This window comes from Colwellia sp. BRX9-1 (genome assembly GCF_014077195.1).
Lineage (GTDB): Bacteria > Pseudomonadota > Gammaproteobacteria > Enterobacterales > Alteromonadaceae > Colwellia_A.
Genome location: NZ_JACGVM010000005.1, coordinates 75,060 through 97,713, shown reverse-complemented (window position 1 = coordinate 97,713; position 22,654 = coordinate 75,060). Strand labels below are relative to the sequence as shown.

Sequence of the window (22,654 nt, the reverse complement as noted above, 5' to 3'; positions counted from 1 at the left end):
GCCTATTATGTTTAGCATTCACGGAGAATGGAAAATTGAAGTTCGTGGCAATGTTGTTGTGCAATGGTTTTCTGGCACTTGGAACGAAGAAGCTATTATTGCTTATGTTAAAGAGTTTCGTGCTAAAGCGAGCCCGCTTAAAGGTAGTCCTTGGGCTATTGTTTCTTCTTTTGAGGATTGGGAGTTCGGTGTTCCTGCAATTGATAAACATATTGAAGAACATTGCCAGTGGTTCAAGGACAATGGTTGCAGCAAAGATTGTCATATTTACACAAAGAGCGCAGCCAAAGAAATGCAATTAGAAAGGCTAATACCCCATACTGATGCGTCTTATGAACGGCAAGTGTTTACCAATGCTAAAGATGCATCAACTTGGTTAGCGAGTCATGGCTTTTTAATTGATGGTTTAAGTATCAATAGAATCGCGAATAAATAGCCACTTAATCTAGTCAGTCATTATAAAAAATAAAATAGTCATCGGCACCTACGCCATGATGACTATCTTCACAAAGCCCTATTTAATAAATACTAACGTACTAAGCATTCATTAAATAAGGTTCTCTACCTTGATGTTTGTTGCTACGTTTGAATGAACCTTTACCTTTTTTAGCCTGCACCACCTGCAGTTTATAAACTTTCGATGTGACAAGAGCCGCGAAAAAATTATCTTTGATTTTCCCTCGCCCTAAGTCTGTTGCTAAAGTATTTTGCAATACTTGACCCTGTTTATTTTTACTCATTAATTTTACTCTTCAATAATAAAAGCCATCGGTATGATGGCTTTATCGGTTATTCATTTAAAAACTTTATCTAATATTAAATATAGGCAAAAGCATCAGCAAACATATGTTCAACTAAGGCTCCTTGCGCTAAAAAGTCGGTGCGAACTGCGCCTACCATATCAAAACGTCCAGCCAAATAAATATCATAATCGGCTAAATTTTTAATATCTTTCATCACAACGTGGTGAACCATGCCAACTTGACCTTGCCAATTGTCATCAGGGTTCTCTACCACCGGGTGAAAAGTACCATTTTCTAGACCTGCAATAATTTTAGCTGTTTTTTCTAGTTCATAACAAGCACTTTGATCACGCAAACCCCAATAAACAGTAATCTTTCGCGATGACCTTTGTGACGCTAACAATTCATACATAGATTTTATATAAGAAAACCCTGTACCACCCGCCAAAAGTAAAAGCGGACGTTCGCTTTCACTGCGCAGCTGCGCATTGCCTAGTGGCATTTCTACAGTAACGGTATTATTGGCTTTAATATGTTCAATAACTTGCATTGGGTAACTGTCAGCACCTGAAGCACCAATTTGTAGTTCAATTAATTCAGCATTGGGTGCACTGGCAATAGAGAAAGGACGTTTATCATCCTCACTCATCACAAAATTTAAGTATTGGCCGGCTTGAAAATCAATTTGCTCACTTGGCTTTAATAGCACTTTATAAACAAACTCTGTCAGAGATGTTAATGATTCTACCTGACACTTAATTTTATTCATTTATTTAAACCTTTCATTATTCAGATCCTAAAACATGTTCAGGATAACAGTTACTAATTCTTTTTATCAGTTGTTGGAAATATATTAAGTTCATCCCAAATATTATCAACATCTGTTTTAACTTCTTCGGTCATCACGATAGGTTCACCCCATTCGCGATTTGTTTCACCTGGCCATTTATTTGTTGCATCCATACCCATCTTTGAACCTAAACCAGACACAGGAGATGCAAAGTCTAAATAATCAATCGGTGTGTTTTCAATTAATACCGTATCTCGACTTGGATCCATCCGCGTGGTCATTGCCCAAATTACATCTTTCCAATCACGAGCATTAATATCATCGTCACAAACAATAACAAACTTAGTATACATAAATTGACGTAGGAAAGACCAAACACCCATCATTACGCGTTTTGCATGTCCAGCATATTGCTTTTTAATAGTAACAATCGCCAAACGATATGAACAACCTTCGGGTGGTAAATAGAAATCCTGAATTTCAGGAAATTGTTTCTGTAAAATAGGCACAAACACTTCATTTAATGCCACACCTAAAATGGCGGGTTCATCCGGTGGACGGCCAGTATAAGTACTGTGATAAATAGGGTCTTTACGATGAGTAATATGGGTTACCGTCATCACAGGGAAGTTATCAACTTCATTATAGTAACCGGTATGATCGCCGTATGGTCCTTCTGGAGCAACTTCAGCTGGGTCTAGATAACCTTCTAAAATAATCTCAGCCGTCGCCGGTACTTCTAAATCGTTACTAATACATTTTGCCACTTCTGTTTTAGCACCACGTAGTAAGCCAGCAAAAGCGTACTCTGATAAAGTATCAGGAACAGGCGTTACCGCGCCTAAAATAGTGGCAGGATCTGCACCTAAAGCAACAGAAATAGGGTATTTTTCACCTGGATTGGTTTGCTTAAATTCTTGAAAATCTAATGCACCACCACGATGTGATAACCAACGCATAATAATTTTATTTTTACTGATTAATTGCTGTCGATAAATACCTAAATTTTGACGTTCTTTATGAGGACCTCGTGTAACCGTTAACCCCCAAGTAATTAAAGGAGCAACATCACCTGGCCAACATTTTTGAATAGGTAGTTTATTTAAATCTACATCGGCACCCTCAATAATAACTTGCTGACACAACGGCTTTTTAATCATTTTTACCGGCATATTTAATACTTGCTTATAAACCGGGATTTTACTTATCGCGTCACGAAAACCTTTAGGAGGTTCAGGCTCTTTTAACATGGCAAGTAATTTACCAACATCACGTAAAGCACGCACATCAGGTTGTCCCATAGCCAAGGCAACACGATCAGGCGTACCAAACAAATTAGTTAGTACTGGCATGCCATGTGGTACACCATTTTTGTCGACGGGGTTTTCAAATAATAACGCTGGCCCCTCAGCACGTAGCGTACGGTCACTGATTTCGGTCATCGTTAAATCTGTAGAAATAGGCTGGGAAATACGCTTGAGCTGGCCTATTTTTTCCAACTGTTTTATAAAGTCTCTTAAGTCACTATATTTCATAAATTTAAATCACTCATCCGCTTAATAGTTTGACAGTGTTTTAAGCAAAAACGCCAGCTGTTATTGCTAACACTGGCGTTTATGTACAGGATGTACGGTATGTCGCAATCACACGGATGTGAATAAGCGACCAATAAACTATTTACGTTTCATAGAATCAAAAAATTCGTTATTCGTTTTAGTCATTGCTAGTTTGTCGATGAGGAATTCAATTGCACCAACTTCGTCCATTTCATGAACAATTTTACGTAAAATCCACATTTTCTGTAATTCTGCAGGTTTAGTGATCAATTCTTCACGACGAGTACCACTACGATTAATATTAATCGCTGGGAAAACACGCTTTTCAGACACTTTACGAGAAAGGTGTAATTCCATGTTACCGGTACCTTTAAACTCTTCGTAAATAACTTCGTCCATTTTAGAGCCGGTTTCTACTAGAGCTGTCGCGATAATCGTTAAACTACCACCGTGCTCAATATTACGCGCGGCACCAAAAAAGCGTTTTGGACGGTGTAAAGCATTGGCGTCAACACCACCGGTAAGAATTTTACCTGATGATGGAATAACCGTGTTATAAGCTCGAGCTAAACGTGTAATTGAGTCAAGTAGAATAACAACATCTTTTTTATGTTCAACTAAACGCTTAGCCTTTTCAATAACCATTTCAGCTACTTGTACATGGCGGTTTGCTGGTTCATCGAACGTTGATGCAATGACTTCGCCTTTTACCAAGCGCTGCATCTCTGTCACTTCTTCTGGACGTTCATCGATAAGCAATACCATTAACTCGGCATCAGGATGGTTATGAGCAATACTTTGCGCAATGTTTTGTAGTAATAATGTTTTACCCGCTTTTGGTGGAGCAACAATTAAACCACGTTGCCCTTTACCAATTGGAGAAGCCAAATCTAAAACACGTGCGGTAATATCTTCAGTTGAACCATTACCACGTTCCATGATTAAACGTTCATCAGGATGGATTGGGGTTAAATTTTCAAAGAGTATTTTGTTGCGAACATTTTCTGGCTTGTCGAAATTAACTTCTGCTACTTTTAATAACGCGAAATAACGTTCACCTTTTTTAGGTGGACGGATTTTTCCGTGAATAGTATCACCCGTTCGCATACTGAAACGGCGAATTTGACTCGGTGAAACATAAATATCATCAGGTCCTGCTAAATATGAGGAATCTGAAGAACGCAAAAAACCAAAGCCGTCTTGTAAAATTTCTAGAACACCGCCACCAAAAATATCATTATCGTTTTCGGCATGAGCATTTAATATAGCAAAAATTATGTCTTGTTTACGATTGCGGCCTAAATTATCAAGCTTCATAGATGCGGCAAGCTCGACAAGTTCGCTTATTGGTTTTTCTTTAAGTTCGATCAGGTTCATAGTGGGGTTCTTTAACTATTTATATTGAAGTGAGTTTGCCTGTTGGCATCATTGAAATTGGAGTTTGGTTTGAAATGTGGTTCATTAGAAAGCTAAATTTAGCACTAAAATTTAATCAGGTAAAGGATCAAAATTTGATCTATGGCTTTCTTCTTTAATTAATAAGCTAATATATACAAAAAAGGCTCGTAAATACGAACCTTTTTATGAAAACTTATAAATTATTATCAATAAACTCTTTTAATTGAGTTTTAGATAAAGCGCCAACCTTAGTATCAGCGACTGCGCCATCTTTAAATAACAATAACGTAGGAATACCACGAATACCGTATTTAGGTGGAGTAATTGAGTTTTGATCGATATTTAATTTACCAACAGTTACTTGACCTGCATATTCTTCTGCAATGTCATTTAATAAAGGTGCGATCATTTTACAAGGACCACACCATTCAGCCCAAAAATCGACTAATATAAGGCCTGAGGCGGTAATTACGTCAGTATCAAAACTGTCGTCTGTTAACTGAACAATTCTATCGCTCATTTCTATCTCCGTTAAATGGTGGCATTTTGCCAATTGGTGGGGATTATAACGCCATCATTATGAATTACCAACTTTGATCTTATAACTGTTGGCTATTTCTAACATTAATTGAGTATTTATGAATACATTTACTCGATACCGTTTTTTATTAACTATATAACCTGTTAAGCTGTGCGCATGAATAAAACACACTTAACTGAAACTAAGTTCTCAGAACTTAACCTCGACACTAAAGTTGTCGCAGGTCTTGACGCTATGGGCTTTGAGTATTGCACTTCAATTCAAGAGCAATCTTTACCCATTTTATTGAAAGGTACTGATATTGCAGGCCAAGCACAAACAGGCGAAGGTAAAACAATCGCCTTTTTAGCTGCAACCTTTCATCACTTATTACAAAAACCAGATCCAAAGCATAATCAACCTCGTGCCTTAATCATGGCACCAACACGTGAATTAGCCGTACAAATTCACCGTGATGCTAAAGAAATGGCAAAAAGCACTGGCTTACGCTTAGGCGTAGTTTATGGTGGTGAAGGCTATGAAAGCCAACGCTTAGAGCTTGAAGCTGGTGTAGATATTCTTATTGGTACCTGTGGTCGTTTGCTCGATTATATGAAACAAGGTATTTATAACCTAAACAATATCGAAGTTGTTGTGCTTGATGAAGCCGATCGTATGTTTGATCTAGGCTTCATTAAAGATATCAGATATATGTTTAATCGTATGCCTGCCGCTACAGCACGTTTAAGCATGTTATTTTCAGCAACCTTATCTTTTCGTGTAAAAGAACTTGCATTTGAACACATGAATGAGCCAGAAAGTGTTGAAATCGCGCCAGAACAAAAAACAAACACTCGAATTTCTGAAGAATTATTTTATCCTTCTAACGAAGATAAAATGGCTTTATTACAAACATTAATTGAAGAAGAATGGCCTGAAAAAGCGATCATCTTTGCCAATACCAAACATGTTTGTGAAAAAGTTTATTCACATTTAGAAATTGATAACATCCGCGTTGGTTTATTAACTGGCGATGTACCTCAGAAGAAACGTTTAAAGATTCTTGAGCAATTTAGTGCCGGTGAACTAGATATCTTAGTTGCCACTGATGTAGCCGCACGCGGTTTGCATATTCCTAGCGTAAGTCATGTCTTTAATTATGATTTACCAGATGATTGTGAAGATTATGTACATCGTATAGGCCGTACTGGCCGTGCTGGTGCAACAGGTCATGCAATTAGTTTCGCATGTGAAGGCTATGTTTTTAACTTACCTCCTATCGAAACCTATATTGAACATGCCTTACCGGTAAGTAAATATAATCAAGATGCATTATTAACTGATTTTCCTACTCCTAAGCCTCGTCCTCGTCGCCATAAGCCTCAAAATGGTGGACAAAATCGTGGCAGAACGGGTGGCAACAACCAGCGTCGCCACTAGACGACTATGACGATCACCCATACTGAGATTTCCACACCTCTTTATGCGGTGATCGATTTAGGTTCAAACAGCTTTCACATGTTGATCACCCGACAGCTAGCTAATAGCGTTCAGGTGGTTGATAAAGTTAAACGTAAAGTTCGTTTAGCCTCCGGTTTAAATTCAGATAACCAACTCAGCCAAGCCGCGATTGCTCGAGGCCTTGAATGTTTAAGCTTTTTCGCTGAACGGCTGCAAGATATTCCTCAAAAAAACGTCCGTATTGTCGCGACAGCAACCCTGCGTCTTGCTAAAAATCGTGAAGAGTTTTTAACACAAGCTAATAAAATTTTGGGACAAAAAATAAAGCTACTCAGTGGCAAACAAGAAGCCAAAAATATTTATTTAGGGGTGGCACATACCAGTTGTGGTGCTAAACAACGCTTTGTTATTGATATTGGCGGCGCAAGTACTGAGCTTATTTTAGGTGATGGTTTTGTAACTAAGCAAGTCGAAAGCTTAGATATTGGCTGTGTCACTTTTAATAGCCGTTATTTCTCGGATAATAAATTAACGGCTGAAAATTTTGCTCTTGCTATAGCTGCAGCAAAAAAAGTAATATTTCCTTTGGTTGAGCGTTTTAAAGAAACGGGTTGGAAGTTAGTGTTAAGTGGCTCTGGCACCATGCAAGCCCTGACCGAAATGCAACAATTTAACCATAAGAGTACTGGTGTTAATCTGCTTTTCTTACAGACTATTCAACAACAGTTAATACAATGTAAAACCATCAGTGAAATTAAGATTGCTGGGCTTAGCCAGGAAAGATCGCCCGTTATAGCCAGTGGTGTCGCTATTTTAATTGCCGTCATTGAAAGCTTCAACATTGAGAACATTCAGTTATCAAGTGGTGCTTTACGTGAAGGTTTACTTTACAGCATGCTGCCTAAAAGGGTAGATATGAGTATCCGTCAGAGTACGATTAATTCTCTCACTGAAAAATTTCATATTGATAATCAACATTCCGTACGAATTCAAAGACAAGCGACAAGTTTATTTCACACCTATAAGGAAACTTGGTCATTAGATGAAGAAAACAGCTTAGCATTATTGAATGCTGCCTGTGAATTACATGAAATTGGTTTGTTATTAGAGTTTAAGCAGCATCAGCATCATGGTGCCTACATATTACAACACGCTGATTTACCAGGATTTAATCAAATTGAACGACAATTACTCGTCACCTTAGTCCGGTTACACAAAGGTAATATTGATGTCGATTTACTAGAAAATCAAACGGCAGTAAATTTTCAGCAAGCAAGCTACCTGTTAGTTATTTTACGTTTAGCCATCATTTTATGTCGACGCCGCAAAGATGATGCTTTGCCCGATTATCAAACCGCTATTATTAAAAGTACGGGTGATGATATTATCAATTTATGTTTACCAACGACTTGGCTTGCTGCACACCCACTCATCGCTGACGAACTGCTCCAAGAAAGTGCCCATTTAACAACGCTTCATTTATCACTTAACATCTTTTGTGAGACTCAAGAAGCCCTTAAATAACCATTCATTTATCGTTTGATATCGGCTCTGGAAAACTCAATAACACACTTAAATATCAATATTTAGTGATCATTAACTATTGGTTTTAGATGCCCAAAGATTGGTAAAAATAACAATACTGCCACCAATCACCATCATGAACGTTATTTGTTCACCTAAAAGAAAATACGCGGCTATAGAACCGTAGATAGGCTCTAAACTTACTGCGATACTTGCTGTTTGCGCTTTAACCACCTTTAGAGAATGATTAAATAATGTATGAGCAACTGCCGTGAAAAGAACACCTAAAATAATTAATACCGACAACTGTTGGTAAGATATGGTGATCGGATATAAAAACATTAAGGGTAATAAACATACCGTGGCACAAGCGTTTTGATAGAAGGCCACTTTTTTAGCCGATGTTTTGGCAACAAACTTTCGATTTAACAGTGTTAACAAAGCAAAACTCATCGCCGATGTCATTCCCCATATAACACCATCGATATCCCCTGCACTTAAATGGTCAAGTGGTAGAATAAATAAGATACCAACAACCGTGAGTAAAGCCTGCAATAACGCCTTATAATGGAATTTTTCTTTAAACAACATCGGTTCGAGGAAACTAACAAAAACAGGGAAAGTTGCAAAAGTGATCAAGCCAATTGCGACACTTGATACCTGAATAGCATAAAAGAAACTGCCCCAATGAAAAGCTAAAACCAAACCAGTAAAAGCAAGTGGCAATAGTAGTGACTTTTCAACTTTTAGAGACTGCTTTCTTATCAGTAAAACAAAAAGCGCAATAGTTACAGCGGCAAAAGCAGCACGACCAAAAACAATATGGCTGGCTGGCATATTTAGCCACTTAGCAAAAAGACCCGATATAGCGAAAAGTAACACCGCACTATGCAGTGAAAATAATGACTGTTTGTGACTGGGCATTCATGCTCGATTTAGTAAAATTAAACAAGCTATTCTACCAGCTAAAATAGCTCAGCTAATAGAATAAGTCGTTTGCCTATATATTTTTACTATCTACTTATAGCATTGCAAATTAAGATTTTTACAATCAGCCCTTTAAGATCGGGGGTTCACATTATTGTTCTTTTAACCAGTAAGCCACTTTTTTAGCAAAGTAAGTTAAAATACCATCGGCGCCCGCACGTTTAAAAGCGAGTAAACCTTCCATAACACAGGGTTTTTCAGCTAACCAGCCATTTTGAATGGCTGCCATGTGCATTGCATATTCGCCACTCACCTGATAAGCATATGTTGGCACTTGAAAGGTATCTTTAACTCGGCGCACAATATCTAAATAAGGCATACCCGGCTTTACCATGACCATATCTGCACCTTCAGCAATGTCTTGAGCAACTTCATGTAATGCTTCATCACTGTTTGCTGGGTCCATTTGATATGAGAATTTATTACCGCCTTTAATGTTACTTGCAGAGCCAACAGCATCACGAAAAGGACCATAATAATTAGAAGCATACTTTGCTGAATAAGCTAAAATTCGCGTGTTTACAAAACCATGTTTTTCTAATTCTTGACGAATTGCTCCAACACGACCATCCATCATATCTGAAGGGGCAACCACATCGGCACCCGCTTGAGCATGAGACAACGCTTGCTTAACTAAAATTTCTTTGGTGATGTCATTTAATACGTAACCCTCATCTTTACCCTTTATGCCAAGAATGCCATCTTGTCCATGGGTCGTAAAAGGGTCAAGAGCAACATCGGTTATTACCCCTAATTCAGGAAACTTTGCTTTTAGTGCACGAACAGTACGTTGAGCTAACCCTTCAGGGTTATAGGCTTCTTCAGCCATTAATGACTTTTTATTTGCTGGAGTGACAGGAAATATAGCAATGGCAGGAATACCTAAATCAACCAGTTCTTGCGCTTCTTCTAATAATAAATCAATACTTTTACGTTCGACGCCAGGCATAGACGCTATAGCTTCGCGCTGATTTTCACCATCAAGAACAAAGACCGGGTAAATTAAATCATTAACGGTTAATTGATTTTCTGACATTAAACGACGCGAAAAATCATCACGGCGCATGCGGCGCATTCTGCGGGCAGGAAATTGCCCAAAAGCGTTACTCATAAAATTTTCCTATATAAATAAAGTTGATAAGTTAGCGGTTAACTATCGCTAGCTTTGACAAAGTCTTGTTGTCTCACTTGATTGCGGCCATTATGTTTTGCTTGATATAAGGCTTGATCTGCTGCGGCAAAGAGATGCTCGGCTTGAACATCTTTTTGTTGTAAATAAGTGCTAACACCACAGCTAATGGTTAGACTTATGATAGTGTTATTGTAGCTAACCTGACAGCTAGCAATACTTTCCCTTAATTCTTCAGCCAGTGCTAATGCCCCTTGGCTATCGGTTTCAGGCAAAATTAAACAAAATTCTTCACCGCCATAACGACAACTGATGTCTGCACTTCTTCGCAAGCAACTTTTAATGCAAGCAGCCACTATGATTAAACATTCATCACCGGCTAAGTGACCATAAGTATCATTTACTTTTTTAAAATGATCGATGTCAAGAATCACTAAGCTCAAGGGCGTTAAGTTACGGCGACTACGTCGATATTCAGCGAGTATTTTTTGATCATAAAATCTCCGGTTATACAAACCGGTAAGGTCGTCTAACGTATTCTTTTCTTCTAACTCTTTATTAACTTCTTCGAGTTCTTGCAAAGCAATATTGAGCTCTAAAGTACGCTCTTGTACTTTACTTTCAAGCTCATCGTTATCTTGAACTTCATTTTCAACGTGCTGATCTGTTGCATTGCTAGCAAGAGCGTTTTTAGTGTTTTTTTCTTGTGAAAAGACTAACAACGCCATAAAGAGAGCCATAATTAATAACAATAAGGTCAGCGATGAAAATTGCACAACTAACTGAATTATCGATAAAATCATCACTAATATTGCAACAATAAAAAGGTAAGAAGTTGACCGATTAAAGAGTGAGATCATTAACGCTCACCTAAGTTGAAAACTTTTCGCGCATTTTCACTGGTGGCATTAATAATGTCGTCGCTATGGCATTGGTACAATTGGGCGAGCTTTTCTATGACGTAAGGTAAATAGCTTGGTTCATTGCGACTGCTTTTGGGTTTAGGCTTAATGCTTCTAGGTGTTAAATATGGCGCATCTGTTTCAATCATTAACCTATCTAATGGGATTGATGGAATAAGCGCTTGTAATGGTTCTCCACGACGTTCGTCACACACCCATCCGGTAATACCAATATACATACCAGCTGATAAGCATTGATTTAACTCATTTTCATTACCGGTAAAGCAATGAGAAACCATAGCGGGCACAGCGGTTAAGTAAGGAGATAGTAATTGAAACCAGACAGGGAAAGCATCCCGTTGATGTAAAAAAAGTGGTAATTGAAGTTCTGCAGCTAATGATATTTGTTCAGCAAACACTTTTTCTTGTTGCTTTGGCGTAGAAAAATTACGGTTAAAATCTAAACCACATTCACCAATCGCTTTTACCGCTTTATTTTTAGCTAATAATCGAATGTCATCTAAATAGTTATCACTGACATTATCGGCATCATGGGGATGTATACCCGCTGTGGTATAAAGATAATCAGGATATTGTGCAGATAATTGTAAAGCTTTATGACTTTCAGAGATATTAGTTCCGGTAACCAACATAGCCCTGATACCAGCAGATTTAGCCCGCGCGATTAATTCATCACGGTCTTTATCAAAACGAGTATTTGTTAAATTAACGCCAATATCGATCATTAGCTATCCAGTTTCATCAAACTAAGCTTCTTCAGATTCGTTTTTTTTCTGGTAAATAGACGCTATAAAAACGCCTAATTCAAATAATAACAGCATGGGTACGGCCAATAATGTTTGTGAAATAATATCAGGCGGTGTTAACAACATGCCAACCACAAACGCACCAACAACAACATAGGGTCTTTTTGCACGCAAACTGTCGGGATCGGTAAAACCGGTCCAACACAGTAAAATAATAACAATGGGTATTTCAAAAACAATCCCAAAGGCAAAGAATAATTTTAGAACAAAATCTAAATAACTGGTAATGTCGGTGGCAATATTTACCCCTTCAGGAGCTACAGAAGTAAAAAAAGCAAAAATTATTGGGAAAACCACATAATAGACAAAAGCAATACCACCATAAAATAGCAAGGTGCTGCCGAACATCAGTGGAATAACTAAGCGTTTTTCATTCTTGTATAAGCCAGGCGCAACAAAGGCCCAAATTTGATAAAGAATAAAGGGCATGGCAATAAAAATAGAAAGTACCATGGTTAATTTAAAAGGAGCAAAGAAAGAAGAGGCAACATCGGTTGCGATCATTTGCCCCCCTTCAGGTAAGGTTTCCATTAAGGGTTTGGAAACATATTCATAAATTTCATTAGCGAAATAGAATAAGCCTAAAAAGACAACCAAAACGCCCACCACAACGTTCAACAATCGGCTGCGTAATTCGAGTAAATGATCAAATAAAGTATAACTACTTGCTGGAGATGGATTCATGGTGTTACTTTTTATTTTCTTGTGAAGATGAAAGGTTAGCAGTGACTGCTGCTTCTTCAGTCACCTTATCATTTTTTCCAATATTTTCTGAGACAATACTTTGTGAGTCAACTTTTTCAGGCTCTTTATCGAGTTGATAAGGACGATTGACCATCTCAGCAGCTTCTTGTAATGTTTTTAATGATTCAGCAATCTCAGGTGATAGATTTTTCATATCCGCTTGTTCAGCTTTTTTCAAATTAGCATGTAATTCTTGTATGCGTAATTCTTCGGTAAGCTCGGTTTTTACACTATCACTAAATTTACGAACACCACTTATCCAACCGCGCACCGTTCTAATAGCAACAGGTAAACGTTCTGGACCTAAAACGATCATACCTATTATCGCAATCAGCGACAGCTCCCAAAAGCCAATATCAAACATCGCTTACGCCTGATCTTTTTCTTTTGTTTTTACTTTATCTTCGGTGTCGGTAGTAACAGACTTATCAGCAATATTTTCTGCACTTTCTTCTTCCTTTTTAGCGTTACTATCTGTCATAGCATTTTTAAAACCTTTAACCGCAGAGCCTAAATCGCCACCTAGATTACGTAATTTTTTTGTGCCAAATAACAACACTATAATAACCGCAACAATTAATAATTGCCAAATACCCATATTTCCCATGATAAACCCCTATTATTTAGAATGGATTCATTATAAAGTTTTAAAATGAAAAATCATCCTTTGATAGACAAAATAATGCGATAGGACAAACTTTGCAGAAAAAGCACCTTATTTATCTGAGTTGCTTGTTGATGATCAGCATTACTTTCACTACTTTTCAGAGTAATGCTAAACAAGATCAAAACATGGACAGTGACACTGAAAAGCAAATAGTAAAACCTATCAAACATCCACAAAGGCATGTTGTACCCACACTTGTGTCCGATGACTGGGGGCAAGAGGTACACGACACCATCGCTAATTCCGTTTATCAATCAGCGACTTGGTTCGATAGTTTTTTTACCGATATAGATAGCCAACAAATTGAACCCAAAGCAACAGCCAAAATACGTTTTGGCTGGATACCCAAAGCACGTCATTTGGCGGAGCTTGACTCTCGTTTTCGATTAAAAGTAAAGTTACCTCACTTTAAAGATAAGATGAGCTTGATTCTTTCCGATGAAGATGACGTTGAAGACGGCCAGTTACCCCTCGATGGTATTGGTACTCGCCCAGAAATAAATGAAGAAAGCTTCGCCGCTGCCTTACGTTATGTGGTTAAAAAGAAGAGCGATAGCTTAGTTGATACTCGATTAGGAATTTCAGGCGGCGATATTTTTGTAAAAATACGTAAGCGCAAGTTGTATACCTTCAATGAAAAGCATGGTTTTAAAGTTGAACCTTCAACCTATTACTTTTTAGGCGACGGTCTTGGAGCTAAGTTATTTCTTGAATATAATTATCAATATAATGAAAAATCACAATATAGGATCAATTATACTATTCGCGGCTCTGAATCATTTAGTGGCATTCGATGGAAACACGGCTTTTATCAATTAAATCAATTAGATTCAACAACGGCCTCCGTTGTTGGTTTACAAGTTGAAGGTGAGCGTAATGGTCAATATGGTTTTTTTACCGACAAATATACGCTGAGTTATCGTTATCGATTCAATGCACTAGAAAAATGGTTGTTTTTTGAAGTAGAACCATTTTTAGAGTGGTCAAAAGAGGATAATTACACCACCACACCCGGAATTGCATTACGCATAGAAGGTTTTTTTAGTAAAATATAATTAATTGTTGACGAAAAATTAGGCGCTAACTTTAACTATAACCTCACTTTCGGTTATTATACGTGGCATTTTTATCGGTCGACTAATATGAAAGCCCTGACCAAATTCACAACCGGCGTTCTGTAACTTTTTCAACATTTCCTCTGACTCGATTCCTTCAGCGACTAAATGGTAGCCAAAGTTACTGCCCAAATCATGCAAAGCCTTAACTAACGATAAATTTTTATTATTAGTATTTAGCGTACGAACAAAACTTCTGTCTAATTTGATAAATTCAAACGGGTAGTTGTGTAAGAAATTTAATGACGATGAACCCGCGCCGTAATCATCTAGAGCGAGTTTAACCCCAAATTCTTTTAATCGACGTAAGTTCTTCAGGGCTAATTCACTTTGTTGAGCAAATGCAGATTCATTAAATTCAAGAATTAAACGATGAGGCTCTATACCTGCGTCTTTAATTTGCTTGATCAGCTTATTGAGCTGATTCGCTTGAACTAAGTGACGTCCCGATAAGTTAATACCAATAAAAGCATTAAAATACTCGGTATTTTGTTGCCAGCTTTTTAATTGTTGACTAACTTCTTTAATAACCCAAGCTTCGATGTCTAATATCATGCCGGTTTCTTCGGCCATATATAAAAATTCACTTGGCGTTAGTAAGCCTTTAGTTGGATGCTGCCAACGTAATAAAGCTTCAAAACCAATGGTATTTGTTAACGTTAAGTTGGATATTTGCTGATAATGCAGTTCAAATTGACTCTTGGTAATGGCAACGCGTAATTCTTGCTCTAAAGTCATACTTGCCATAAGTTGTTCTCGCATGCTTTCATCAAAAAAGACATAACGACCACGACCTAAGTTTTTCGCTTGATACATAGCGGCATCAGCATCACGTAAAATTTCATGAGAATCCTTATAATGACTGCTACATTGCGCAATACCTATACTGGCATTCGAGTAAAGTGTATGACCACCTAAACTGAAAGGTTTGGCAACAGCGGTAATAATGCGTGAGGCCACTTCTTCAATATCATCTTGACATTGTAGTGAATCAAGCAAAATAACAAATTCATCTCCCCCTAAACGCGCTAAAATATCATTATCTCTGACACAGTCTTGTAATCTTAGTGCTATCTCAATAAGAAACTCATCTCCAGCATGGTGTCCCAATGTATCGTTAATCATTTTAAAGCGATCTAAATCGATAAATAACACGGCAAAGCGTTGATCGGGATGACGCTTCAAATGTCGTAATGAGTAGCTCAATCGGTCTGAAAACATCGCTCTATTGGGCAGTTTTGTTAGGCCATCATGGTGTGCTTCATAGTAAAGTTGCGCTTCTGCTTTTCGTCTCTCATCAATTTGCATACGCAAATTTAAATTACTCGCTTGTAGCTCTTGGGTACGTTGATTAACCGTATTTTCTAATTTTTCATGGTGTTTTTTTATTTCGGCTTGCGAACGCTTACGTAAAATAGCGGTATCAACGTGCTGGCTAATAAAGCGTATTAAGGTTAGGTCACTCTGCTGATAGGCTTGCGAATCTTGGTAATGCTGAATAGCTAATATGCCGAATATCTTGCCATCTTCCATCAATGGTGCAGCAAGCCATGCTTGTGGCATCTTATTTTTAGGATAATCTATCGTCAGCGGTTCACTCGTTATTTCACCTTGCTCAGATAAATAAAAGACTTTACCTTCGGTGATCAATGTCGGTGCAACAGCATTTATCGCTAATTCTGTCAGCCCAAAACCTAACATTCGAGGCAAAGGTGTATGCACATTTTCATCGTCATAATAGGGAAAAGTCACGATAGAGTTATCTTTGTTATCACCCGTATCTAACAGAGCAATATATAAGTTCTTTGCGGGTAATAGAGTATTAATTTCTTGATGGATAGCTCGATAGAAGCAATCAATATCTTGTGAATTAGCCGTAATTTCTGAAATTGATAATAAGGCTTTATGCATTTTTACCGCTTTCTTACGCTCAGCAATTTCAACTTGTAACTGCTTATTCATTTCGGTTAGCGTTTCAGTACGCAGTAAAATACTTTCTTCTAATAATTCACGACTACGTACACGATCAATAGCGGTCACTAAATGCAAGGCAATAAATTCAAGCAACTGACAATCATATTCATCAAAGCAAAGTTTATCATCGTAACTTTGTAATGCCAGAACACCAATAACCTGATTGCCACGTCTAAGCGGAACACCAAGCCAATCAACACAGGATGAACCATAAAGAAAAATATCGCCTGATTTTGCTAATGCTAAACGCTCTTTAGCAGAGCAATGCATCGGCTTTTCATTTTCAAAAACCATACCTGTTAAGCATTTTCGCCAATCTGCAACTTTTAAATGATCATGTAAACGAATTTCTTCAGGGTTGTGACAATGAGCAAGCTCAAGATTATCTTTTGAATTGATCAGGGTGATGTGAAAACTATCGGTAATTAATAATGTTTTGATCACCGATTTAAGCTCAGCATAAAAGGCTGCCATATCGGTAACTGTGCTTGCCAATTCAGACAACTGCAACAAACCCGACTGCATGGTTTTAACCTGCCGATACTTTTTAAGTAGAGACTTTAATTTGGGAAGCTGACGTAATGCCAGAATGTCTTCCTTTGCCTTTAATTCCGTCAAGGCTATTCCATAGTTAGTTATTAGTATTATTTTTAAGCGGTTAGTCTACCAAATTAATATCACTTGGCTAGTACCTTATTTGAATTGATAAGATCAATACAGTATATGTCTATTTTTTGTACACTATAATTGACGAGTTGCGCAACATTTACCGAAAAGAGACAAAAGACCGTTAATGATTAACATAAGCAAGCTAGTATCAGTGCTCACAAGAGAAAGTCTACAAAAAGCAGACATAAAAAAACCGACGTAAATCGGTTTTTTTGTTGGTACAGACATGAGCCAATAACTAAGCAGCCATTGAGCCTTTAAGTTTATTAAGGGCATTTTTTTCTAACTGTCTGACACGCTCTGCAGAAATATGATACTTGTTAGCTAAATCTTGTAACGTCGTTTTATCTTCAGTTAACCAACGGGTTCTTATAATATCTTGGCTGCGTTCATCAAGAATGACTAAGGCATTAGATAAACGCTTATTAGCATGAGAAGAGTGATCTTCATCTTCAACCTGAACAGCGAGATCTGACTGATGATCTTCAAGATATAAGGCTGGAGAGTAACCTCCACCAGCAGAATTATCAACATCGTCAGATGACAGCTCAAAAGCCTGATCTTGATTACTCATTCTAGATTCCATCTCTAAAACATCTTTAGGTGTAACACCTAGAGTCTCTGCAACATTATTAATTTCGTCGTTACTGAACCAACCTAAACGTTTTTTGTTTTTACGAAGGTTAAAAAACAATTTACGTTGTGCCTTGGTTGTTGCCACTTTAACAATACGCCAATTACGTAACACAAACTCATGAATCTCAGCTTTTATCCAATGAACAGCAAACGACACTAAACGTACACCCACTTCCGGGTTAAAACGCTTAACAGCTTTCATTAAACCAACGTTACCTTCTTGAATTAAATCGGCTTGAGGTAAACCATAACCTGCATAACCTTTTGCTACATGAATAACAAAACGTAAATGCGACATAATAAGCTCTTGTGCCGCTTGTAAATCATTTTCTGAATATAAACGAGTGGCGAGTTCATTCTCACGCTGTGCAGTAAGCATAGGAATGCCATAAGCAGACTGCATGTAAGATTCAATACTACCGCTACGTGGAACTGTTAGCGCCATTGATTGTATCGGTTTACTCATTTTAAAAACCCCTCTTTATTGCTCTTTAATAACTCTTAAATAATTTTTAACTTTCTAGCTCGCTATAATAGCATACATCGACCGTGTAGGCGAGCAACGCATCACACATTACCTTACAACACAAGACGAAACAACTCAGTCTAGTAAATTTATCTGCTTTTTTTGTGTACATTTGTTAACATAAAAGCATAAAAAAACACTTAAAACTTACAAAACAATAACTTAGCTTTTGTGTCAAGATGTAATTTAACAAGGATGTGGCTATTACTTTATGTATTTAAGTAACTTATAAATTGTATTTAAGTAACTTATAAATGAATTTTAGAGGGTCATAATTTGTACTCATATGTTGCTCGTCAACCCATCTTAGATATTAAACAAAATGTTGTTGCCTATGAATTGCTTTTTCGCGATGGTAAAAGTAACAGTTTTCCTGATATTGATCCTAACCAAGCAACATCTAACATACTAACTAATAACCATTTAAGCTTAGGCATAGAGCAAGTCACTGGTGATCTACCCGCATATATTAACTTTCATGCTGATACCTTGATTTTTCACTTCCCAAGCTTCCTTGATCCCAAAAACGTGGTATTAGAAATTTTAGAAGACGTTCCGGTAACCCCTGAGCTATTAGCTGCTTGCCAGTCACTTCATGAGAAGGGTTATAAATTAGCCTTAGACGATTTTGACTTTGATGAAAAGTGGGCTCCATTTTACCCCATCATAGACATTATCAAAATTGATGTCCTACAATTTTCTATTCTAGAAATTAGCAAGCTGGTCAGAAAACTTGCCGGACTAAACGTAACACTATTAGCTGAAAAAGTAGAAACTTCACAACAATTTGAACGATTAAAAATGCTGGGATTTACACTTTTTCAAGGTTATTTTTTTGCAAAACCAGAAATGCTAAAACAGCGAAAAATTACCACGGCAAAACAAAACATCCTCGAACTGATCAGCCAAGCAAGCCAAGTAGAGTTAAACATTAACAAAATCAGTGAAATTTTTGCCGTTGACCCCGGCTTAACCTATAAATTACTGCGTTTTATCAATAGTCCTACCTATGGTAGTAGCCAGGAAATAACCTCGTTAAAACATGCTCTTGCTTATATAGGGCAAGTTGAACTGAAAAAATTTATCGCGTTGCTTGCGCTGTCAGATTTAAGCTCAGATAAAAATCCAGAAATTATGCGTCTTTCTTTAGCACGAGCTAAGTTTTGTGAAAAAATAGCCCTTTGCCGCTTTGAAAGTGAAAATCCGCCTAAAGCTTTTCTCACCGGTATATTATCGTTAATCGATGGTATTTTAGACCATGAATTAGAATATGTATTAGGTGTATTACCTATTCATCAAGGCATAAAATCGGCATTAAGAAGCGAGCAGTGTGACCTTGGAGATTACTTGTCATTAGTAAAAAACATTGAACAAGGCTTATGGGCAGAGGGTGAAGAAATTGCTAAGAGAATTACCTTAGAGAGTGAACTTTGTTTTCAAGCTTATAAAGACTCACTGTCATGGGCAGACGAAATGATCGCCTGTGGAACTTAAATCGACATTTAGTAGGCTTTATTAATCAGCGGTAGGCTCTATGGCACGAATATGCTTACGCACTGAAATATAACTTCCTGATAAACCGAGTATAACGGCAAATAATATCAGTGTCATCGCTTCTGAAAAGCTTAAACCACTAATAATAAAGTTACTCTGATATAAATGGGTTAATTCAGAGAGAGCTCCCGATAAATATTTAGCGAGCAGAGCCACACATAACCAAGAGACCACACCCCCCAAAATACCATACCAAAGGCCCGCATATAAAAAAGGACGCTGAATAAAGCTATCCGTCGCGCCGACAAGTTTCATCACAGCAATCGCATCTTTTTGATTTAAAATAGCCAAGCGTATAGTGTTGCCAATAATGAGCACCACAGACAAACACAGTAATGCACCGATACCTACCACGATATCTTCAATAAGTTTAGCAATAGCTTCTAATCGAGAAAGCCATTCGAGGTCTAATTTTCCTTGCTGAACCTCTCGTTCTTTTTCTAGCTTCAATAGTAACTCTCCAGCCGCCTGTGTTTGACTAGCACGCGTTGTTGGGGTCACTAACAGTGTTGCTGGCAAGGGATTTTTATCTAAATATTCTAACGCCTGTCCAAAACCAGATAAGGTTTTAAACTCTTGTAAAGCCTGCTCTGCCGAGATGTAAGTAACTTTGGCAACCTCAGGATAAAGTTCAATTCGATGAACTAAGTTTTGTGCCGCTTTGTCAGTCACTGACAATTTCAAAAACAAACTGATTTCTGAGGCGGTATCCCACTGTTCACTGATGGCTTTAGCATTTTTAACAAATAGATGTAACGTAGCCGGTAAGGTTAAACTGATACCTAAAACCAAAACCGTCATTATTGAGGTGAAAGGAGTACGCCATAAATCGCCTAAACTACCTACGGCTTGTTGAACATGTCGAATTAATCTATCTGTTATTTTTGCTGCAAAATTTAATTTCTGCGAAGGTTGGCCAAAACGGGTAGGTTTATTCATTGTTTTCATGCCTAACTTGTAAACCTTCAACGATACCATCGGTGATCATTGAACCTTGCTTAAGCGTCAGCGTTCTATATTTCATTCTAGCAATTAGCCCCAGATCATGCGTAGCTATGAGTACGGTAACGCCAAAATCATTAAATTCTTCAAACAAGCGAATAATATCTAAGGAAAGCTTAGGATCTAAGTTTCCGGTTGGCTCATCAGCAAGCAAGATTAATGGTTTATTCACTAATGCTCTAGCAATGCCAACTCGCTGCTGCTCTCCACCTGACAACATATTAGGAAAACAACGTAACTTATCGCTCAAATGGACTTTATCTAGCGCTGCTTCCACGCGTTTTCGGGTTTCCTTGTGGCTATACCCTTCAATGACTAAAGGTAATGCAACATTATCGAAAATAGTTCTGTCCATTAATAGATTATGGTTTTGAAAAATCATTCCTATTTTTCGGCGAGCATAAGGAATATCTTTATACTTTATATTTGATATTTCATTACCGTTAATTTGGATTTTACCACTGGTCGGCTTTTCCATTAAGCTCATTAGCTTTAAGAGTGTACTTTTCCCCGCTCCTGAATGTCCGGTTAAAAATGCCATTTCCCCCGCAGCCAATTCAAAACTAACATTTTTAAGTGCTAGAAAGCCACCGGGATAGGTTTTACTGACATTGTTAAAGTGGATCATAAAATGGCCATACTCTTATTTTTATTATTCTTCACATAGTGTAGTCGGGCATCAAAACTATACCGTAAATCTTAGCTATCTTGGGTGAATAATGCATCAATAAAATCATCACCGTTAAACGGACGTAAATCATCAATGCCTTCACCGACGCCTAAATAGCGGATAGGAATCGCATTTTTATCAGCAATAGCAAACACAACACCACCTTTAGCCGTACCATCAAGCTTGGTTAATGTTAGTCCCGTCAAACCAACCGCTTCATTAAATAATTTTGTTTGGCTTAACGCATTCTGTCCAGTACCTGCATCTAAAGTTAACATCACCTCATGAGGTGCTTTATCATCAATCTTTTTCATAACACGGACAACTTTTTTCAATTCATCCATTAAGTGACTTTTGTTCTGCAGCCGGCCAGCAGTATCAGCAATGAGTACATCAACACCACGGGCTTTTGCGGCACTAATCGCATCAAAAATAACAGATGCACTGTCTGCGCCAGTATGCTGGGCAATAACAGGAATATCGTTGCGCTCGCCCCACACTTGTAATTGCTCAACCGCCGCTGCTCTAAACGTATCACCGGCCGCTAGCATGACCGATTTACCTTCAGCTTGAAATTTTTTCGCTAATTTACCAATAGTGGTGGTTTTTCCAACCCCATTAACACCGACCATTAAGATAACAAAAGGACCTGAATCATTGTTAATCTCTAAGGGCACACTTGCTGGCTCAATAATTTTCTTTAACTCTTCTTTGAGTAAATCATACAAAGCTTCAGCATTTTTAAGCTGTTTACGTGATGCACTCTCTGTAAGTGATTTAATAATTTTTGTGGTCGTTTCAATACCCACATCAGCTAACAGTAAATGTGTTTCAAGTTCTTCAAATAACTCGTCATCAATTTTTTTGCCACTGAATAAAGTAAATATTCCACCACCAATATTTTGGCGTGTTTTAGTCAGTCCTTGCTTTAATCGAGCAAAGAAACCAGCCTTAGCCTTAACTGCTGGCTCTGGCTCTGCAAGAATATTGTCGACAACAATGTCATCGATTACAAGGCTTTCACCTTGAATTTCTTCAACATTCTCTGCGATTTTTTCTTCAGAAACATCAGATGTTTCTACTGATGTTTCAACAACATCTGTAACTTCTTCAACAGCTTCTTCTTGCTGACGTCCCAAACCTAACCAGGAAAATAGACCTTTTTTCTTTGACATAACAATAAATTCTTCTCTGCACCATCATTTTGATGGCAATAGTTCACTAAACAAGGATAAAATCCTCGCTATAGTAGCACCTAAA

The 22,654-nt window shown here is 37.7% G+C and carries 21 protein-coding genes and 1 pseudogene; 5 read left to right on the top strand and 17 right to left on the bottom strand.

What is annotated here, in order from left to right; genetic code table 11:
- The first annotated feature begins 7 nt into the window (after positions 1 to 7).
- Positions 8 to 436: a hypothetical protein gene (locus H4J76_RS07020; protein ID WP_182230365.1), complete on the top strand. Its 429-nt coding sequence runs from the start codon at positions 8 to 10 to the stop codon at positions 434 to 436.
- 100 nt (positions 437 to 536) lie between these two features.
- On the opposite strand, the gene arfA is transcribed toward H4J76_RS07020, so the two are convergent.
- From arfA to trxA, 5 genes are all read right to left on the bottom strand, one after another.
- Positions 537 to 740 carry an alternative ribosome rescue factor ArfA gene (arfA, locus tag H4J76_RS07015; protein WP_070375348.1) on the bottom strand — a complete coding sequence of 68 codons (204 nt, stop codon included), beginning with the start codon at positions 738 to 740 and terminating at the stop codon, positions 537 to 539.
- 76 nt (positions 741 to 816) lie between these two features.
- Positions 817 to 1,512: an NAD(P)H-flavin reductase gene (gene fre, locus H4J76_RS07010; protein ID WP_070375347.1), complete on the bottom strand. Its 696-nt coding sequence runs from the start codon at positions 1,510 to 1,512 to the stop codon at positions 817 to 819.
- Between the two features lie 53 nt (positions 1,513 to 1,565).
- Entirely contained in the window at positions 1,566 to 3,068 is a 1,503-nt protein-coding gene (gene ubiD, locus H4J76_RS07005; RefSeq protein WP_070375346.1) for a 4-hydroxy-3-polyprenylbenzoate decarboxylase, read from the bottom strand.
- 138 nt (positions 3,069 to 3,206) lie between these two features.
- Positions 3,207 to 4,466, bottom strand: coding sequence for a transcription termination factor Rho (gene rho, locus H4J76_RS07000; protein ID WP_070375345.1), 1,260 nt, complete (start codon positions 4,464 to 4,466; stop codon positions 3,207 to 3,209).
- Positions 4,467 to 4,680: 214 nt separating this feature from the next.
- Complete coding sequence (trxA, locus tag H4J76_RS06995; protein WP_070375344.1) at positions 4,681 to 5,007, bottom strand: thioredoxin TrxA; 327 nt, start codon at positions 5,005 to 5,007, stop codon at positions 4,681 to 4,683.
- A 177-nt stretch (positions 5,008 to 5,184) separates the two neighbouring features.
- On the opposite strand from trxA, the gene rhlB reads away from it, so the two are divergent.
- Together rhlB and H4J76_RS06985 are read left to right on the top strand one after the other, a co-directional pair.
- The gene (rhlB, locus tag H4J76_RS06990; RefSeq protein ID WP_070375343.1) at positions 5,185 to 6,447 is read left to right on the top strand and encodes an ATP-dependent RNA helicase RhlB; all 1,263 of its coding nucleotides are present in this window, start codon (positions 5,185 to 5,187) and stop codon (positions 6,445 to 6,447) included.
- A 6-nt stretch (positions 6,448 to 6,453) separates the two neighbouring features.
- Entirely contained in the window at positions 6,454 to 7,992 is a 1,539-nt protein-coding gene (locus tag H4J76_RS06985; RefSeq protein ID WP_182230310.1) for a guanosine-5'-triphosphate,3'-diphosphate pyrophosphatase, read from the top strand.
- A gap of 72 nt (positions 7,993 to 8,064) precedes the next feature.
- On the opposite strand, the gene H4J76_RS06980 is transcribed toward H4J76_RS06985, so the two are convergent.
- The 7 genes from H4J76_RS06980 to tatA form a co-directional block, all read right to left on the bottom strand.
- On the bottom strand, positions 8,065 to 8,916 hold the full coding sequence (locus H4J76_RS06980) for a DMT family transporter (RefSeq protein WP_182230309.1): 852 nt from the start codon (positions 8,914 to 8,916) through the stop codon (positions 8,065 to 8,067).
- Between the two features lie 154 nt (positions 8,917 to 9,070).
- Positions 9,071 to 10,090 (bottom strand): porphobilinogen synthase, encoded by a 1,020-nt coding sequence (hemB, locus tag H4J76_RS06975; protein WP_070375340.1) that lies wholly within the window; start codon positions 10,088 to 10,090, stop codon positions 9,071 to 9,073.
- 38 nt (positions 10,091 to 10,128) lie between these two features.
- Positions 10,129 to 10,968: a GGDEF domain-containing protein gene (locus H4J76_RS06970; protein WP_259377125.1), complete on the bottom strand. Its 840-nt coding sequence runs from the start codon at positions 10,966 to 10,968 to the stop codon at positions 10,129 to 10,131.
- A complete protein-coding gene (locus tag H4J76_RS06965; protein WP_182221389.1) occupies positions 10,968 to 11,756 on the bottom strand; it encodes a TatD family hydrolase in 789 nt (262 codons plus the stop codon). Before H4J76_RS06965 ends, H4J76_RS06970 begins: the two co-directional genes overlap by 1 nt.
- A gap of 21 nt (positions 11,757 to 11,777) precedes the next feature.
- The gene (gene tatC, locus H4J76_RS06960; RefSeq protein WP_182217156.1) at positions 11,778 to 12,521 is read right to left on the bottom strand and encodes a twin-arginine translocase subunit TatC; all 744 of its coding nucleotides are present in this window, start codon (positions 12,519 to 12,521) and stop codon (positions 11,778 to 11,780) included.
- A 4-nt stretch (positions 12,522 to 12,525) separates the two neighbouring features.
- Positions 12,526 to 12,945 carry a Sec-independent protein translocase protein TatB gene (tatB, locus tag H4J76_RS06955; protein WP_182230308.1) on the bottom strand — a complete coding sequence of 140 codons (420 nt, stop codon included), beginning with the start codon at positions 12,943 to 12,945 and terminating at the stop codon, positions 12,526 to 12,528.
- A 3-nt stretch (positions 12,946 to 12,948) separates the two neighbouring features.
- Positions 12,949 to 13,188, bottom strand: a complete 240-nt coding sequence (gene tatA / locus H4J76_RS06950) for a Sec-independent protein translocase subunit TatA (RefSeq protein WP_070375334.1) — start codon at positions 13,186 to 13,188, stop codon at positions 12,949 to 12,951.
- 92 nt (positions 13,189 to 13,280) lie between these two features.
- Between tatA and H4J76_RS06945 the strand changes: the two genes are divergently transcribed.
- A complete protein-coding gene (locus H4J76_RS06945) occupies positions 13,281 to 14,303 on the top strand; it encodes a hypothetical protein (protein ID WP_182230307.1) in 1,023 nt (340 codons plus the stop codon).
- A gap of 18 nt (positions 14,304 to 14,321) precedes the next feature.
- On the opposite strand, the gene H4J76_RS06940 is transcribed toward H4J76_RS06945, so the two are convergent.
- Both H4J76_RS06940 and rpoH read right to left on the bottom strand, forming a co-directional pair.
- Complete coding sequence (locus H4J76_RS06940; RefSeq protein ID WP_182230306.1) at positions 14,322 to 16,955, bottom strand: EAL domain-containing protein; 2,634 nt, start codon at positions 16,953 to 16,955, stop codon at positions 14,322 to 14,324.
- 289 nt (positions 16,956 to 17,244) lie between these two features.
- Positions 17,245 to 18,108, bottom strand: coding sequence for an RNA polymerase sigma factor RpoH (gene rpoH / locus H4J76_RS06935; RefSeq protein ID WP_182175927.1), 864 nt, complete (start codon positions 18,106 to 18,108; stop codon positions 17,245 to 17,247).
- Positions 18,109 to 18,444: 336 nt separating this feature from the next.
- Here rpoH and H4J76_RS06930 point away from each other — a divergent pair, with 336 nt between their 5' ends.
- On the top strand, positions 18,445 to 19,662 hold the full coding sequence (locus H4J76_RS06930) for an EAL and HDOD domain-containing protein (protein ID WP_259377124.1): 1,218 nt from the start codon (positions 18,445 to 18,447) through the stop codon (positions 19,660 to 19,662).
- Positions 19,663 to 19,683: 21 nt separating this feature from the next.
- On the opposite strand, the gene ftsX is transcribed toward H4J76_RS06930, so the two are convergent.
- The 3 genes and pseudogenes from ftsX to ftsY form a co-directional block, all read right to left on the bottom strand.
- Positions 19,684 to 20,670: a permease-like cell division protein FtsX gene (gene ftsX / locus H4J76_RS06925; protein ID WP_404842489.1), complete on the bottom strand. Its 987-nt coding sequence runs from the start codon at positions 20,668 to 20,670 to the stop codon at positions 19,684 to 19,686.
- Positions 20,654 to 21,352, bottom strand: a complete 699-nt coding sequence (gene ftsE, locus H4J76_RS06920; RefSeq protein WP_182217164.1) for a cell division ATP-binding protein FtsE — start codon at positions 21,350 to 21,352, stop codon at positions 20,654 to 20,656. Before ftsE ends, ftsX begins: the two co-directional genes overlap by 17 nt.
- Positions 21,353 to 21,423: 71 nt before the next feature.
- Positions 21,424 to 22,347: pseudogene (gene ftsY / locus H4J76_RS06915) on the bottom strand (signal recognition particle-docking protein FtsY); the annotation flags it as partial.
- Between the last annotated feature and the right edge of the window lie 307 nt (positions 22,348 to 22,654).